The following is a 13366-nucleotide window of genomic DNA, read 5'->3' on the forward strand; positions in this document are numbered from 1 at the left end:
CAACGGGTCACACTTTGGTGGCTTCGGTGAGAGTGCGGCTGGAGTACGCGACGAACGGCCCCTCCTGCTCGATTCGATCGTGCAGCCGTCGCAATTGATCGCGGTAGGCATCGACGGTGAACCCGGGCACCATCCAGATCACCTTGCGCAGGAAATACACCACCGCGCCGATGTCGTCGAACTCGATCCGCAGGCGCTCGGTCCGCTGGTCGGTGATCTCCAGCCCCGCAGCTCGCGCGGCAGCGGCTTCATCGTCGGGATGGCGCGCGCGCCGCGCTTCCGGTTGCGGACCGTGGAAATACTCGACCAGCTCGAACACACTGGCCGGCCCGACGTGCTGCGCGAAATACGTTCCACCCGACTGGAGTACGCGGGCGATCTCGGCCCACCAGATCGTGGCCGGATGCCGACTGGTGACCAGATCGAACGCCTCATCGGCAAACGGCAACGGCGGCTCGTCGGGCGCGGCGACGACGACCACGCCGCGCGGGTGCAGCAATCTGGTCGCCTTGGCAACGTTGGGAGCCCATGACTCGGTGGCAACCATGGTCCGCGGAAACAACTCTGCCCCGGCCAGAACTTCGCCCCCACCGGTCTGAATATCCAGCGCGGCGGAAGCGTTCTTCAGCCGACCACTCATCAGCCGCTGATACCCCCACGAAGGCCGCGCTTCACCGGCTCGCCCATCGAGCCAAGAGAAATCCCACCCCTCCACAGAAGCCGTGGTCGCCTCGTCAATCAGATCCTCGAATGTCCGTCCCATGTGAAATCACTATGCCAGCGACGGGTGGTCGACAATTTCGTCGAGATGCGGGTGAATGCCTGTCCCGACGGGTCGTCGCAGGTTCGCGCCCTCCTTGGGAACGCGGGTGATCTGACCGGATCCGCTTGTGACGGCTGAGCCTGTCGATCGCCGCGGCTCCTGTACGGCCTAGGTATGTGACGGACTGTAGAGGGGCCAGACAACCAGAGACGGTGAGCAGGGCTGCGGACCTGTAGCGCGCCGAAACATGTTGGTGCGCTGCCACTTCCGGCAGTGGAGTTAGCCGGAAGCTCCGCTCGGGACATGGTGGATCCTCGGCCGATCCGGTACTGTCCGATCGTAATCTCGGCGATCGGACGAGCGATCCACATCCTCTACGACCGCGAGCCGCACGGCGACAGCTCATCACGCTCGCTGCCGGGCTGACGTACCATCCAGCGGGCAGTTGCCCTACCAGGGGGATCGACTTCGAATGGGAATATTGCGACTTCGGGGGCAGCGTACAACCTTCCAAACAATCACTTCGCGGGACCGATCGTGACCGAACTCTCGGTCGAGGCGGCTCGGCTCTACGGGTTCAGGTTGGATCTACTGGACGTCGGAGCGAACCTTTCCTCCAATGCCTCGCGTCTGATGCCCGAGATCAGATTGCCAGAAGGATCATCGGGACTTCTCGCTGAGCTAACGCCGCCACTGGCAAGATTTCATTCCTCGGTCGAGGCTGGGCAGCGTGCAGACCTCACTGCGATTCAAGGTCTCGCTGATGGGCTGTCGACGGCGGCATCTGGATTCCAAACGACAGACCAGGAATACGCAAACGATCTAGCTGACATCGGCGGGCAAACCCGCCCCGCTGGTCAGTCGGCCGACATCGAACCCGTTCGATATACCTCCCTGCAGCTGCCGGTACTCACCAACACCGAACCAGTTCAGTACTCGGTCCGTCAAACAGTAACTGCGGCTATTGATTCGATCTCGTGTTATGACGACGCGATCATGGCTGCGGTCGGTGTCAAGCCGGCAGCGGACTACCTGTCTCCGCTCGAAGCCGACTGGGAGTCTTTGAAGGCTGTCGGCAAGCAAGTACGGCTCCTCGGGATCAACGACTTTGTCGCATCCGAGAACCTATCCGGCGGTACGAGGTGGCTCCGGACTGACTGGTCCGGCGATGCTGCGCTGGCGTTCGAGTCGGGTGCGGGCACCTCCTCGAAGTCGTTGACCGAGCGCAGCGACGATATGGAGGCCGTCGGTCAGATTCTCGAGGCAGCTGCAGCCCTGCTGGAGCGTCTCGTATTCAACCAGGCCGCGGGACTCAGCGGCGGTCTGGCTGCATCGATCACGCTGCTCGATTTTACGTTTCCCTTGGGGACTTGGGCTCGAGCGCTGGCTGAACCGATCGAGGAGTCGCTGCGTTCGAAGATCTCATCCGAACTCGATGCCCTCCTCGCGGCCGCTAAGTCTCGCCAGGACCAAATCCGGACAGCGATCGGGCAGGTATCCCAGGCGTTGGAATATACGCCAGGTCGCGCAGCTCCTGTATTTTCATCCAGCGATTTCATCGCCCCGGCCCGCGCCGTCGCGGATATGAGAGTTCGTCGATACGGTTACAGCAACAACGTATGGTGGGAGAACAGCCTTGCATCCGCCGCCTGATCCGCCGAAGAAGAACCAGGCCGCCTATGGCTCACGTACGGGCATTACGGACAAGATTGAGGCCAGAACCTACAAGGTTGTTGACGCCTTTATCGCTATGCAGTATTTCGAGAAGGCTGGATACTCCTTTTCGGCGGACCTCCTGAAGTTCTACCTGTCCAACCCTGGTCCGAATTCGGACTTCACGATCAAATCGGAGCACTTTCAGAAGGCGGTAAATACCGAGAATGTCAAGTACTTCGTTTCGCGGTGTCTCGACAATATAATTGACCAGGCAAGGCTGGACCCGCAGGTGGGGATCGTTCGTGAGCTCACCTCTGGCTGGGAAGGTGCCGGTCCGACAGAGGATTCGGATGTCAAGTTCGGGATCGGGCATTTCGATGTTTCAGTCGGAAGCGACACAGTTGTACGTTCCGCGGACGATGGCCTGCGCGCCGAAGTGAGCTATAAGGTATACATTTGGGACTACTACAACTTCGAAGCGGAGACCTGGATGCCGTTCGGCAACGTCAAGGAGAATATTGCGAACGATATCGGATCACATATGCGTGAGCTCGAGGAATTCGGATGGGCGCGAAGTTATGTGGCACGCGGACAGTCCGAGACCGTCCAGACATGGGTCCAGATGCTGTGAAGCGAAAGACTGATGGGGTAGTTGTTGCTACTGTGGTCGTACTGTATGCATGCGTGACGGGGGGCTGCGCGAGCCAAGATTCAGATCTCCGTGCTCTTGAATCGTGTGGCTCCTTGCGGTTTCCGGCGGGCACCGAACTCGCGGAGTATGAAAACCAGACGGCCTTTGGGGACGAGGTCATGGTTGCGGTCGTTGAAGTTCCTGCGAGTGAATTTAATGAGTTCAAAATAGGCTCAAATATCGACCGATTCAATCCCGGTGTGCCGGAATCTTGGAAATATTACTGGCGTAACACAGAGAATTTTCCTGCGCTCGGATCGCAGCGTGCTGAACACGTCGATGAAGGGGGTGTTTCTCAGACTCGATGGGTTGCACATTCGAGCGAGGGCGCATCCGATCTGGTCTTTATCCGGGCCGCCTGTTGACCTCGATCTATTTCGCGACCGGTGTTCTGGTCTGATCGGGTTCGGGCGTCGTCTGGATAAGCACCCAGACTCGACGCCGACGCGACCGCTATCCTGCTTACTTCTCGACTCGATCGCCGTCACGTCCACAGGCGACAATCTTGCTGCAATCGCCGAACTCTATGCACCTGCCGAACTTATGGTGCCTTCCGAACTCGTCTGATAGCGCATCGGACTGTGCTCGGTCAGTCAGTAGAGAGCGCATTCTCATGGCTTGAGGGCTGCTTGCCCTTTGAGAGCCTCCTCGCCGTCGAGTTCGAGGTCGTTGACGCGGGACGAAAGTACGGGTTAGCACGAAGAAGGCCTCTGACCATTTTACCTGGTCAGAGGCCTCCCTTAGGCTCCCGATCTGGACTCGAACCAGAAACCTGACGTTTGAATTCCGTTGTGCCCCAATATTTCTCATCGATCCCCAATAGACCCGATCATTTGCGGATTCGTCGTTGAAGGTGTTCCCGCTGTATCCCAACCGTTCCCGCTACTACCCGTTGAATCCGTGTTGTTTCCGTGTTGTGGGTCGAGTCAGCCTGTGTCGAACAGCCATGTCGAGTGGCGCACCTGCGAGCCTCGAGCCAGGGCAGCCAACCTGACACCTACTCGTGAAGCAGCCCGTCCTCGAGTCACCGACCTGTGGTCCAGGACTAGATCAAGACAAGACAAGACAAGGGAACTGACACTTGGATTCCTGGCCGAGTCGCGCGACGCTGTCTTTCGCGGCGCGCATCCGACGCGAAACAGCGAGCTTCGGCCGCTGGCACGGGCCGATGGCCGGTCTAAATACATTCTTTCCGTCTGCGCGGCGGCCATCGAAGGGCCTGTCGCTCCAGCTGCGGACCCCTGTGTCAGGCAGTTAGGCCGCGCTTTGAAGTCCATTACCTGAATGCGGTGGCGCTGGCGGAGCCCAATCTAGATGTGCGGCTGTTCGTCTAGAGACGTAGGCCCCAGATACGCCGCTGGCCTTGCGCTGCCCTGATCCGGCTTGTGTCCAGTGCGATACTGCCGTCTGGGGACAATGTGTAGGGAACGAGCAGGTCGATGGCGATTCCGTCGCGGTGTTCGATGTGAACCTCGACGGCATCCTCGCCGTTAGCGGGGATGCCTACATCCATGGTGACCGCGAACGCGCGCAGATGCATATCGTCGCGATCGAAGGTGAGAGCATCGTGGACGGCGTCCTTCGACGGGGTTGCGCTATCGGTCATCCGCGCGGTGCGCTGGCCGTCGTGATCGATGACGAATGCGAACGGGGCGAACGATCTGTGCTGTCGCAGCTCGGTCTGCGCGAAGTCCAGGCTGTCTGCGAACAGGTCGTCGACGTCGTCCTGTGCCAGTTGTGAGGCATTGTCCCGCCACTGCATCAGCGCCCTTCCCGGTCATTCCTACCTCGACTACTGTGTGCGTCAACGATACGCACGGTATCGGCTAAACGCTGATATCGGGGACGGGGAAGGTCGAGATGGGGGACGAGTTAGCGATCTCGCCTGACCAGGTTCGTGCCACGGCGGCACGTCTGGCGAGTCTGCACGGAACGCTGGCGGCAGCGGCCCGCGACATCGACACCAAGAACTCGAGTCTGTATGGCAGCTGGACCGGAAGCGCCGCGGAGTCGATGAAGCAGATCTGGCAGCGCGACTTCGGCGAGCTCAGGATGTTCATCGATGAGCTGACCGACTTGGCGGAGAAGCTGACAACTGTGGCTGATCAGATCGAGCAGACCGACAGCGCCAACAGCAACGCGATTACCCAGGTCCAGATCCCAGGCAATGAGCAGGGTGCGTGATGACCCCGTTCGGCTACAATCTCGATGATCTGGCCACGTTTTCCAAAGCGTTGGATGCCTTCCTGCGTGCGGTAACTGACGAGATGTCCGGGGCGACGGCAATTGTCGCCGAGCTTCGCGCCGCAGGATTCAGCGGTGACGCCGCCGCCGCATTCGAGCAAGCTCACGCAACCTGGCAGTCCAAAGGCGCGCGACTGGTCGGGCAGCTGGCCGACCACCGGCTCGAGATCGACAATGCCCACCACAATTACGCGCAAGTGCGGCAAGTCAATGCGCAGATCCTCGGTCGGTCTGCAGGATAGTCGTGGCCGATATCGATCCCGCCGCGTACTACGCGGCGGCAGCTAGAATTGCCCAGTCCAGCCGCGACATCGAGGCGACCTTACGGACCCTGGACGGCAATCTTGACGTCGCACGATCGGCGGGGGTCCACGAGGCTGGGGTTCGCTGGTCGACCAGCTATGACCAGTCCGCTTCGGACGTCTTCGAGCTCGCTTCGCTCAGCGCCATCGCCGCTGGCGAACTCGCACGTCAGGTCCATCAACTCGGCGTAAACCACGAAACCAATGAATCGGCGACCGACCCCAATCAGTCGGGTGCCAACCCGCCGGCGGCCCCGAGCGCTGCCCAGATCGCAGACTCCCTGCATCCGAAGCAGATCTCGGCAGGAGGGACCGGCGACAGCCCCGCGCATTGGGACAAGATCGCCGACAAGGTCACCAAGAAATGGCCGGACTGCGACTTCACGCGAATCAAGAACGCTGGCGAGAAGTTCCAGGAATTCGGCCAGCACGCCGAAGACGATGCGACCAAGATGTTCAATGAGGTGAAAACCCATCTCTACGACCAGACCGAAACCGACGTCGACGGAATTCTCGAAGAAATGGTTTTGCTCGCGACGGCATACCGAGACGCTGGCACCTTTGCCAAGGCTCTCCGACCCGCCTGTACGGAAGTCAGCGAGAAGTCCGATACCGAACGCCAGCAGGTGCAGGCGATTCTGAACAGCCTGGTCACCGCGCTGGTCTCCTTGGATGTGGCCGGGGCGGCCCCGGCAGGTAAGGCGGGTGACGCCGGATACGACGCGGCGAAAGACGCCCTCATCCGTCAGGCGGCGGCCGATTTCGACACACTCATGGTCGAACTGGATGGCTTCGTCGCGACTGCTATCAACTCGAACACCGCGATCTACACCAACGCCACCGCTTCTGCGCGGCTGTTGACAGGGATCATGGAACGAACACCCCGCAACACCGACCCGATCCACAACGGCGACACCCGTGAGAGCGGCGAAACCGGACAGCAAGGCGAAGATCGTGCCGGCGTCCCGCGCGGCCCGAAAGAGGAGGTCGTCGTCAATGGCCGGGTCAGGATCCCCGACCACATCGATGATCAGTTGGGCCAGGTCACCGAGGTCAAGAACAAGAACAAACTCGACAAGGGCGACACCGAGCAGATCACGGACATGGTCGACTACGCCAACAGTCAGGGCTACTCACCGATCCTGGTCACCGACCACCGCACCACACTCACACCGGACGTGCAGAAGCTGGTCGACGAGGGCAAGATCACGCTGATCCGAAAGGAGCTCGATGACAATGCCGACCTCTGATTCACCGAGCGAGCAGGACCTTGCCCGTCTCATCGACGAACTCGATCGGTTCATCGATACCCTGCAGACCAGCATCGCCGAAGCGAGAGCGGAGCCCTTGGACTCGATTGGGCCGCCCGCTCACAGCGCTGCCGCCGACCTCGAAGCCTGGAGCCGCCGCGGAGATCAAGTACTCGCCAGCCTCCGGCAGTACCGAAAGCGCCTCGCGGCAATACACATTCATCACCTCGCCATCACGAAGACCAGCACGGGAACCGCCGCGGCGCGCAACGAACCCAGCGATCTACCGGAAGCAGCCGACTCCCTTCCCGTCACGCGAGCGGCCTTCAACTATCCAGGAATGCCACACGGCGACGACTGGCTCGACAACCCGCCTGCCTGGTTCCACGATGGCCGCAATGGCTACGACATTCGGCTGGTACGCGATCTCGCCGCTGTCGGCGTGCGTAGCTACGGGCTCAGTGAGCTCGCGAAACTCCGTACGATCCCGCCCGCCATCCCGGTCTTTCTCGATTGGCTCGAACACCTCGACGACAAGATCCCCGGACCTGAGGAATGGGGCCGCTTCAACAGCGCCGAGCATCACAAGGCATGCATCCGCAGTGATCTTATTCGCAACCTCAACGACCCCGCCGCCAAAGGCAATCGCAAAGCCATCGACCTACTCGTCGGACAGTTGCGTCGGCAACCCGCACTGACCGACGAAGTACGTTTCCGGGCAGGTTCGGCCCTGGCCACAATCGCAGAACGAGGCGACTTCGACTTGGTCGTCACCCTGATCTCCGAACAACCGCTCGGCCACCCCGTCATCGCCGCCCTTCTTCGCTTCATCGGCCGCCAAAAAACATTACGAGCCAAGGACATCGCGCTCGCACACCTCGAGCACCCACACACCCGCAACTTCGCGATCGACGCCCTCGGACAGATGAAGGCAACCGGCGTCCGAGCCGTTATCGAGTCCTATCTCGACGACCCCGACCCCTACACACGTAACCAAGCAAGGAAGGCGCTCGCGAGACTGTCCGAGTAGGGCCAGTCGGGTCTATCGACTCGCGCACCGACCGGCTCGGTCCCTGCGTGCCCGCACCTGCAGACAGGAGAGTACGTGCGAACAAGATCGGCCCCGATACTCATTGCAGCGCTGGCCCTTTCCGCCGGCGCGTGCGCATCCACACCCGACCAGCCGGAGGAGCGACCGGAAGTCACCGCACCCGCCACCGCGGCGCTGTGGGACCCCTGTACAGAGGTCGCGCCCGATCTCGTTCGACAGATGGGCGTCGATCCAGACACCAAGACCTCCACGGCGACTGCGCAACCCAACTCGAAGTACTGCACCTGGCACGACTCGAAGGCTGTCTGGGCATACCACTTAGGCATTCTCTCCACGAGTTTCCCACTCGAGGCCATCAGACGAACCAAACCCGCAGCCATCGAGACCGCAGTCGGCGGGCGCGCCGGAATCCAGGACCGCCCAGCCGACCGACAGTGCGAGATCGTCCTCGCTGTCGGAACAGGCACGGTATATATCCAAGCCTCCGACAACCCCGCAGCTCGGAACCCACCCGATCCGTGCACCCGTGCGCTGGACGTCGCAAACGCTCTGGCGCCCAGCCTTCCCTGATGAACTCGATCAGTTGACTGCCTCGAGAATCCGGATTCAGCGAGGCTGAGGTGGCGATCGATTTGTGGGTTTCGCGGGCGGTGGCCAGCGCGTAAAAGGCTCTGACCAGGGGCAGAACCTTTCTTTCGCATTGAGCCCCCTGTCAGGATTGAGCTGACGACCTTCGCTACAGGACGAGTGCTCTACCACTGAGCTAAGTGGATGCCAGACTCGCCCCCTACCGATCCCAACTTTCAGCACGAAACCACAGACCGCGGACCAGTCGGGGTCCAGACCGGGCCGCGGCCCCTATCAGCGATGATTGCTGGCAGAGATCTCATCGCCAAGGCTACGATGGTCCCTATGTCCCGCCTCGATCGCATCACCTCTGATCCGCAGATCTGCCATGGTCAGCCGGTAGTGCGCGGCCTTCGGATCCCTGTGCAGAACATCCTGGAGATGATGGCTTCGGGCATGAGCACCGAGGAAATCCTCGATGACTACCCAGACCTGGAATCCGACGACCTGCTCGCTGCGCTGGAGTTCGGTGCTCTCGCGGCAGGCGGACACACCGTCGTCTCTGTCAGCGCAGCGTGAAGTTCCTGGTCGACGCGCAACTCCCGGCACGGCTCGCACGGTTCCTGCTCGATGCTGGGCACGATGCGAGGCACACAGCGCAGTTGCCCGCAGGAAACCGCACCGCCGACGACCAGGTAGCCAAGGTCGCCGACACGGAGGGCCGTGTAGTGGTCTCCAAGGACGCCGACTTCCGGATCTCACACCAACTACACGGCCAGCCCCGTCGACTTCTGGTCGTAGCTATGGGCAACATCAGCAACAACGATCTGCTTGCCGTGTTCGAGACACACCTAGCCGCCATCGTGGCAGCGTTCGACCATGCCGACCGAGTCGAGGTCCGACCCACGCAGATTGTGGCCTGGCAGCGAAAGACGCCGGAACAGGACTAGGGACAAGCGGGACGCCCGGCGAATCCGTGCTCGACGATCCGGATCAATACACGGCAACCGGGTTACGGTCGAGTGCGTTCATGGTCAGCCAAAATGCCCAAGAACAGGTGCAGGAACGTCACGGGCGCTTCTTGTCGATGCCGAGAGCGGCAACGCGCAATCCAAAACGTGTTGATTCCGTGCTGCCCTTCGGGTCGAGTCGCGCAAAAGGCCAGGTGAGAGCGTTGCGTCCTCAGTGGAACACAAAAGAGATCCCAACACATGCGAATATTCGCCGGTCAGAATCTCTTTTTGACGTGCTCCCCCACCTGGACTCGAACCAGAAACCCCCCGATCGAAATACGCTGTGTCCCAACACTTTTTAATGTTCCCGACACCGCCCACACCTGCAGATGCGCCGCGCGTGGTGACCATTCGCCCGACACCTCGGTGACGGGGTACGCGAGCTACGCCCCACGCTGGACGGCGCCGCGATCCGCATCACCTACTGGCTCGCACCCGGACGCCGCGCAGTCTTGCTGACGGTGTTCCGCAAGACCAAGATGCGCGAAGACAGCGAAGTCAAACGCGCGAAATTGGCGCAACGAACCTGCCGAGCCGAACACGAACCCGCCCATCAAGAATTCTTGCGGGCGATCGAGAGAGGAGAACTGGACCGATGAGCCACACCCGCTGGAAGGCCCTCCGAGAACGCCAACTCACCGAACCCGCCGAGGTCACCGAGGCTCGCCGCGAGATCCGACTTTCCATGGCACTTGCCCAAGCCGTCTACGACCGCCGCACCGAACTCGGCCTCACCCAAGCCGAACTCGGCGAACGGGCAGGTCTGACCCAAGCCAAAATCTCACGGATCGAGGGCTCCGACACCGACCCCACCCTGCCCTTGCTAGCGAAACTCGCTGCAGCTCTCGACGCCACCCTCAACATCGCCCTCGATGCCGATGACACCCAGGTGAGCTTCACCAGTCGCCACACCAGCGCCACCCGAGCTCGGCCCTTCAGCAGCGATCTCGCATTGCCACAGATGCCAGAGGAATTCCCCAAATGCCAGGGCAGTCTCTCGGGCCATTGAGTCCTTGCTCCGCGATCCACCCAAATCCGTCAACTCGAACGACGGCCGATACGAAGCCAGGCTGAGCTGCCGCGACAAGTGACCGCCGGCTGCTGGATCGTCGAGCAAACCCTGGCCTTGCTGCATCAATTCCGGCGCTTGGCCGTCCGCTGCGAACGTCGATCGTTGCCTGCGCAGATATGGCCCGGTCAGGCTGTGCCCAGCAATATTGCACGCCGCTAATTGCCGGGTGTGATCACTGCAGGGCAGAGAGTCAGGCTGACGCCCAGTCCGCCATGACATCTGCGAGCGCCTGCACCCCGGCGTGACAGTCGTCGATTTCGGCGTGTTCGATGGGGGAGTGCGAGACCCCGGTGGGGTTGCGGACGAAGAGCATCGCGGTGGGGACCTTGGCCGAGAGGATGCCGGCATCGTGTCCCGCTGCGGTGGGTAGCACCGGGATTTCGCCCAGGTGGCCCAGTGCCGACTGCAGACGGTTGCGGGTATCCGCGGGGAATTCGACGATCGGCGTGATCGATTCGGCCTCGGTATGCAAGCCGATGCCGTCGGCGGCCGCGTGCCCGTGGATTTCGCGAGTGATGTGGTCGACGAGTTCGGTCAGTGTTGCTTCGTCGGCGGCGCGTGCGTCGAGCCACGCTTTGATTTCGGACGGAATGGCGTTGGCGCCGTTGGGGAGGACGCGCACCTTGCCGAAGGTGGCGACCGCGTCGTGCAGTGCGGCCGCGGCGCGGGCGGTGTGGACCGATGAGGCGAAGGTGAGCATGGGATCACGGCGGTCGACGAGTCGGGTGGCGCCCGCGTGATTGGCCTCGCCGGTGAAGGTGAACAGCCAGCGGCCGTGCGGCCAGATCGACGACGCGACCGCGATGGGTTGATCGACGAGGTCGAGTGCGCGTCCCTGCTCGACGTGGAGTTCGACGTAGACGCCGACGCGTTCGGTCAGGGTCGGATCGGCGCCGAGGTGCGCGGGGTTGCGGCCTGCGCCGGTGAGCGCTTCGGCCAGGGTGATGCCGTCGGCGTCGCGAAGCCGCAGCGCGCGTTCGGGTTTCAGTGCGCCGGAGGTCAATTGTGAACCGATGCAGGCGACTCCGAAGCGGGCGCCTTCCTCGTCGGTGAACGCGGTGACCGCCACCGGTCTGGTCGGCACGATGCCGCGTTCGCGCAGGACATCGACGGCGGCGAACGCCGAGACCACGCCCAGCGGTCCGTCGAAGGCGCCGCCGTCGGGCACGGAGTCCAGGTGTGACCCGGTGACGAAGGCATCGCGGGGTTCGCCGGTCCAGCCGATCGGCATCCACCAGGCCCAGAGGTTGCCGTTGCGGTCTTCTTCGACGGTCATGCCGCGTCGATCCGCTTCGCCGGTGAACCATTCGCGCAGGGTCATATCCGCGTCGTTCCACGCGAAGCGTCGATAGCCGCCGGTCGACGGTGCCCGACCGACCTCGAGGATCGACGCCCACATGGTGTCGAAGGAGTGCGGCACAGTGTCTTTCATGATGGCGCCTTTCATGGCCGGCCGGGGATCCAGGTGGTTCCGGCGAGCGGCACGCGGGCCATCGCCGACGATTCGACGGTCAGCGCCACCAGATCCTCCGGTTCGAGGTTGCGCAGGTGCGACTTGCCGCAGGCGCGGGCGAGGGTCTGCGCCTCCATGGTGAGCACGCGCAGATAGTTCGCGAGTCGGCGGCCGCCTTCGACCGGGTCGAGGTTCGCGGCGAGTTCGGGGTCCTGGGTGGTGATCCCGGCGGGATCGCGACCGGCCTGGAAGTCGTCGTAGAACCCGGCTTCGGAGCCGAGCTCGCGGTACTGGTCGGCGAAGCGAGGGCTGTTGTCGCCCAACGCGATCAGTGCCGCGGTGCCGATCGCGACCGCGTCGGCGCCCAGTGCCATCGCTTTGGCGACATCGGCGCCGCTGCGGATGCCACCGGAGACGATCAGCTGCACTGTGCGGTGCTGTCCCATTTCCTGCAAGGCTTGGACAGCCTGGGGGATAGCGGCGAGGGTGGGGATACCCACATGTTCGATGAACACGTCCTGGGTCGCGGCTGTGCCGCCTTGCATGCCGTCGACGACCACCACGTCGGCACCGGCCTTCACCGCCAGCTTGACGTCGTAATAGGTGCGGGTCGCGCCGACCTTGACATAGATCGGCTTTTCCCAATTGGTGATCTCGCGCAGTTCGATGATCTTGATAGCGAGGTCGTCGGGACCGGTCCAGTCGGGATGACGGCAGGCACTGCGCTGGTCGACGCCCTGGGGCAGGGTGCGCATGCCTGCGACTCGTTCGGTGATCTTCTGGCCGAGCAGCATGCCACCGCCGCCGGGTTTGGCGCCTTGGCCGAGCACGATCTCGATGGCATCGGCCTTGCGCAGATCGTCGGGATTCATTCCGTATCGCGACGGAAGATACTGGTACACCAGATTCTTCGACTGGCCACGTTCTTCGGGGGTCATGCCGCCGTCGCCCGTGGTTGTCGAGGTGCCGACTTCGCTGGCGCCACGGCCGAGCGCTTCCTTGGCCTGCCCGGACAACGCTCCGAAGCTCATTCCGGCGATGGTGATCGGAATGTCGAGGTGCAGGGGAAATTTGGCGTTGCGATCACCGAGCACCACGTCGGTATCGCAGCGTTCGCGATAGCCCTCCAGGGGATATCGCGACATCGACGCACCGAGGAACAGCAGGTCGTCGAAGTGCGGGAGCCGGCGTTTGGCGCCCCAGCCGCGGATGTCGTAGATGCCGGTCTCGGCGGCCCGCTGGATCTCGGCGATCACGGCGCGGTCGAAGGTCGCCGATTCGCGCAGCGTCGGGTTGAAGGTCAT

Annotated in this window: 15 protein-coding genes and 1 pseudogene; 13 read left to right on the forward strand and 3 right to left on the reverse strand. The window is 62.4% G+C overall.

The window, feature by feature from the left end:
• Nucleotides 1-7: 7 nt before the first annotated feature.
• Entirely contained in the window at nt 8-763 is a 756-nt protein-coding gene (locus ACQHI0_RS02585) for a class I SAM-dependent methyltransferase (RefSeq protein ID WP_427906327.1), read from the reverse strand.
• Between the two features lie 537 nt (nt 764-1300).
• On the opposite strand from ACQHI0_RS02585, the gene ACQHI0_RS02590 reads away from it, so the two are divergent.
• From ACQHI0_RS02590 to ACQHI0_RS02650, 13 genes and pseudogenes are all read left to right on the forward strand, one after another.
• Nucleotides 1301-2416, forward strand: a complete 1116-nt coding sequence (locus ACQHI0_RS02590; protein WP_427906328.1) for a hypothetical protein — start codon at nt 1301-1303, stop codon at nt 2414-2416.
• The gene (locus ACQHI0_RS02595; protein ID WP_427906329.1) at nt 2400-3050 is read left to right on the forward strand and encodes a hypothetical protein; all 651 of its coding nucleotides are present in this window, start codon (nt 2400-2402) and stop codon (nt 3048-3050) included. The genes ACQHI0_RS02590 and ACQHI0_RS02595 overlap by 17 nt, the downstream gene beginning before the upstream one ends.
• Entirely contained in the window at nt 3032-3475 is a 444-nt protein-coding gene (locus ACQHI0_RS02600) for a hypothetical protein (RefSeq protein WP_427906330.1), read from the forward strand. Before ACQHI0_RS02595 ends, ACQHI0_RS02600 begins: the two co-directional genes overlap by 19 nt.
• Before the next feature lie 1100 nt (nt 3476-4575).
• Nucleotides 4576-4851: a hypothetical protein gene (locus ACQHI0_RS02605; protein ID WP_427906331.1), complete on the forward strand. Its 276-nt coding sequence runs from the start codon at nt 4576-4578 to the stop codon at nt 4849-4851.
• 119 nt (nt 4852-4970) lie between these two features.
• Nucleotides 4971-5294 carry a WXG100 family type VII secretion target gene (locus ACQHI0_RS02610; RefSeq protein WP_427906332.1) on the forward strand — a complete coding sequence of 108 codons (324 nt, stop codon included), beginning with the start codon at nt 4971-4973 and terminating at the stop codon, nt 5292-5294.
• On the forward strand, nt 5294-5596 hold the full coding sequence (locus ACQHI0_RS02615) for a WXG100 family type VII secretion target (RefSeq protein WP_427909060.1): 303 nt from the start codon (nt 5294-5296) through the stop codon (nt 5594-5596). The genes ACQHI0_RS02610 and ACQHI0_RS02615 overlap by 1 nt, the downstream gene beginning before the upstream one ends.
• 2 nt (nt 5597-5598) lie before the next feature.
• Nucleotides 5599-6906 carry a putative toxin gene (locus ACQHI0_RS02620; protein WP_427906333.1) on the forward strand — a complete coding sequence of 436 codons (1308 nt, stop codon included), beginning with the start codon at nt 5599-5601 and terminating at the stop codon, nt 6904-6906.
• Nucleotides 6893-7936, forward strand: coding sequence for a HEAT repeat domain-containing protein (locus tag ACQHI0_RS02625; protein WP_427906334.1), 1044 nt, complete (start codon nt 6893-6895; stop codon nt 7934-7936). Before ACQHI0_RS02620 ends, ACQHI0_RS02625 begins: the two co-directional genes overlap by 14 nt.
• Nucleotides 7937-8011: 75 nt before the next feature.
• Nucleotides 8012-8527, forward strand: coding sequence for a DUF3558 domain-containing protein (locus tag ACQHI0_RS02630; RefSeq protein ID WP_427906335.1), 516 nt, complete (start codon nt 8012-8014; stop codon nt 8525-8527).
• 342 nt (nt 8528-8869) lie between these two features.
• Entirely contained in the window at nt 8870-9103 is a 234-nt protein-coding gene (locus ACQHI0_RS02635) for a DUF433 domain-containing protein (protein ID WP_427906336.1), read from the forward strand.
• Nucleotides 9100-9474 carry a DUF5615 family PIN-like protein gene (locus tag ACQHI0_RS02640; protein ID WP_427906337.1) on the forward strand — a complete coding sequence of 125 codons (375 nt, stop codon included), beginning with the start codon at nt 9100-9102 and terminating at the stop codon, nt 9472-9474. The genes ACQHI0_RS02635 and ACQHI0_RS02640 overlap by 4 nt, the downstream gene beginning before the upstream one ends.
• 422 nt (nt 9475-9896) lie before the next feature.
• Nucleotides 9897-10136: pseudogene (locus tag ACQHI0_RS02645) on the forward strand (type II toxin-antitoxin system RelE/ParE family toxin); the annotation flags it as partial.
• The gene (locus tag ACQHI0_RS02650) at nt 10133-10546 is read left to right on the forward strand and encodes a helix-turn-helix domain-containing protein (protein ID WP_427906338.1); all 414 of its coding nucleotides are present in this window, start codon (nt 10133-10135) and stop codon (nt 10544-10546) included. The pseudogene ACQHI0_RS02645 and the gene ACQHI0_RS02650, both read left to right, overlap by 4 nt.
• 253 nt (nt 10547-10799) lie before the next feature.
• On the opposite strand, the gene ACQHI0_RS02655 is transcribed toward ACQHI0_RS02650, so the two are convergent.
• Both ACQHI0_RS02655 and ACQHI0_RS02660 read right to left on the reverse strand, forming a co-directional pair.
• Nucleotides 10800-12041, reverse strand: a complete 1242-nt coding sequence (locus ACQHI0_RS02655; protein WP_427906339.1) for an allantoate amidohydrolase — start codon at nt 12039-12041, stop codon at nt 10800-10802.
• A gap of 11 nt (nt 12042-12052) precedes the next feature.
• Nucleotides 12053-13366 (reverse strand): FMN-binding glutamate synthase family protein, encoded by a 1314-nt coding sequence (locus ACQHI0_RS02660; RefSeq protein ID WP_427906340.1) that lies wholly within the window; start codon nt 13364-13366, stop codon nt 12053-12055.

The sequence above is a fragment of the Nocardia sp. FBN12 genome (assembly GCF_050320175.1).
GTDB lineage: Bacteria > Actinomycetota > Actinomycetes > Mycobacteriales > Mycobacteriaceae > Nocardia.

Coding starts and splice junctions, on each gene's coding strand:
- ACQHI0_RS02585 (WP_427906327.1), bottom strand. CDS start 763: ATGGGACGGACATTCGAGGATCTGATTGACGAGGCGACCACGGCTTCT.
- ACQHI0_RS02600 (WP_427906330.1), top strand. CDS start 3,032: ATGGGTCCAGATGCTGTGAAGCGAAAGACTGATGGGGTAGTTGTTGCT.
- ACQHI0_RS02610 (WP_427906332.1), top strand. CDS start 4,971: ATGGGGGACGAGTTAGCGATCTCGCCTGACCAGGTTCGTGCCACGGCG.
- ACQHI0_RS02615 (WP_427909060.1), top strand. CDS start 5,294: ATGACCCCGTTCGGCTACAATCTCGATGATCTGGCCACGTTTTCCAAA.
- ACQHI0_RS02625 (WP_427906334.1), top strand. CDS start 6,893: ATGCCGACCTCTGATTCACCGAGCGAGCAGGACCTTGCCCGTCTCATC.
- ACQHI0_RS02635 (WP_427906336.1), top strand. CDS start 8,870: ATGTCCCGCCTCGATCGCATCACCTCTGATCCGCAGATCTGCCATGGT.
- ACQHI0_RS02650 (WP_427906338.1), top strand. CDS start 10,133: ATGAGCCACACCCGCTGGAAGGCCCTCCGAGAACGCCAACTCACCGAA.
- ACQHI0_RS02655 (WP_427906339.1), bottom strand. CDS start 12,041: ATGAAAGACACTGTGCCGCACTCCTTCGACACCATGTGGGCGTCGATC.
- ACQHI0_RS02660 (WP_427906340.1), bottom strand. CDS start 13,366: ATGACCTTCAACCCGACGCTGCGCGAATCGGCGACCTTCGACCGCGCC.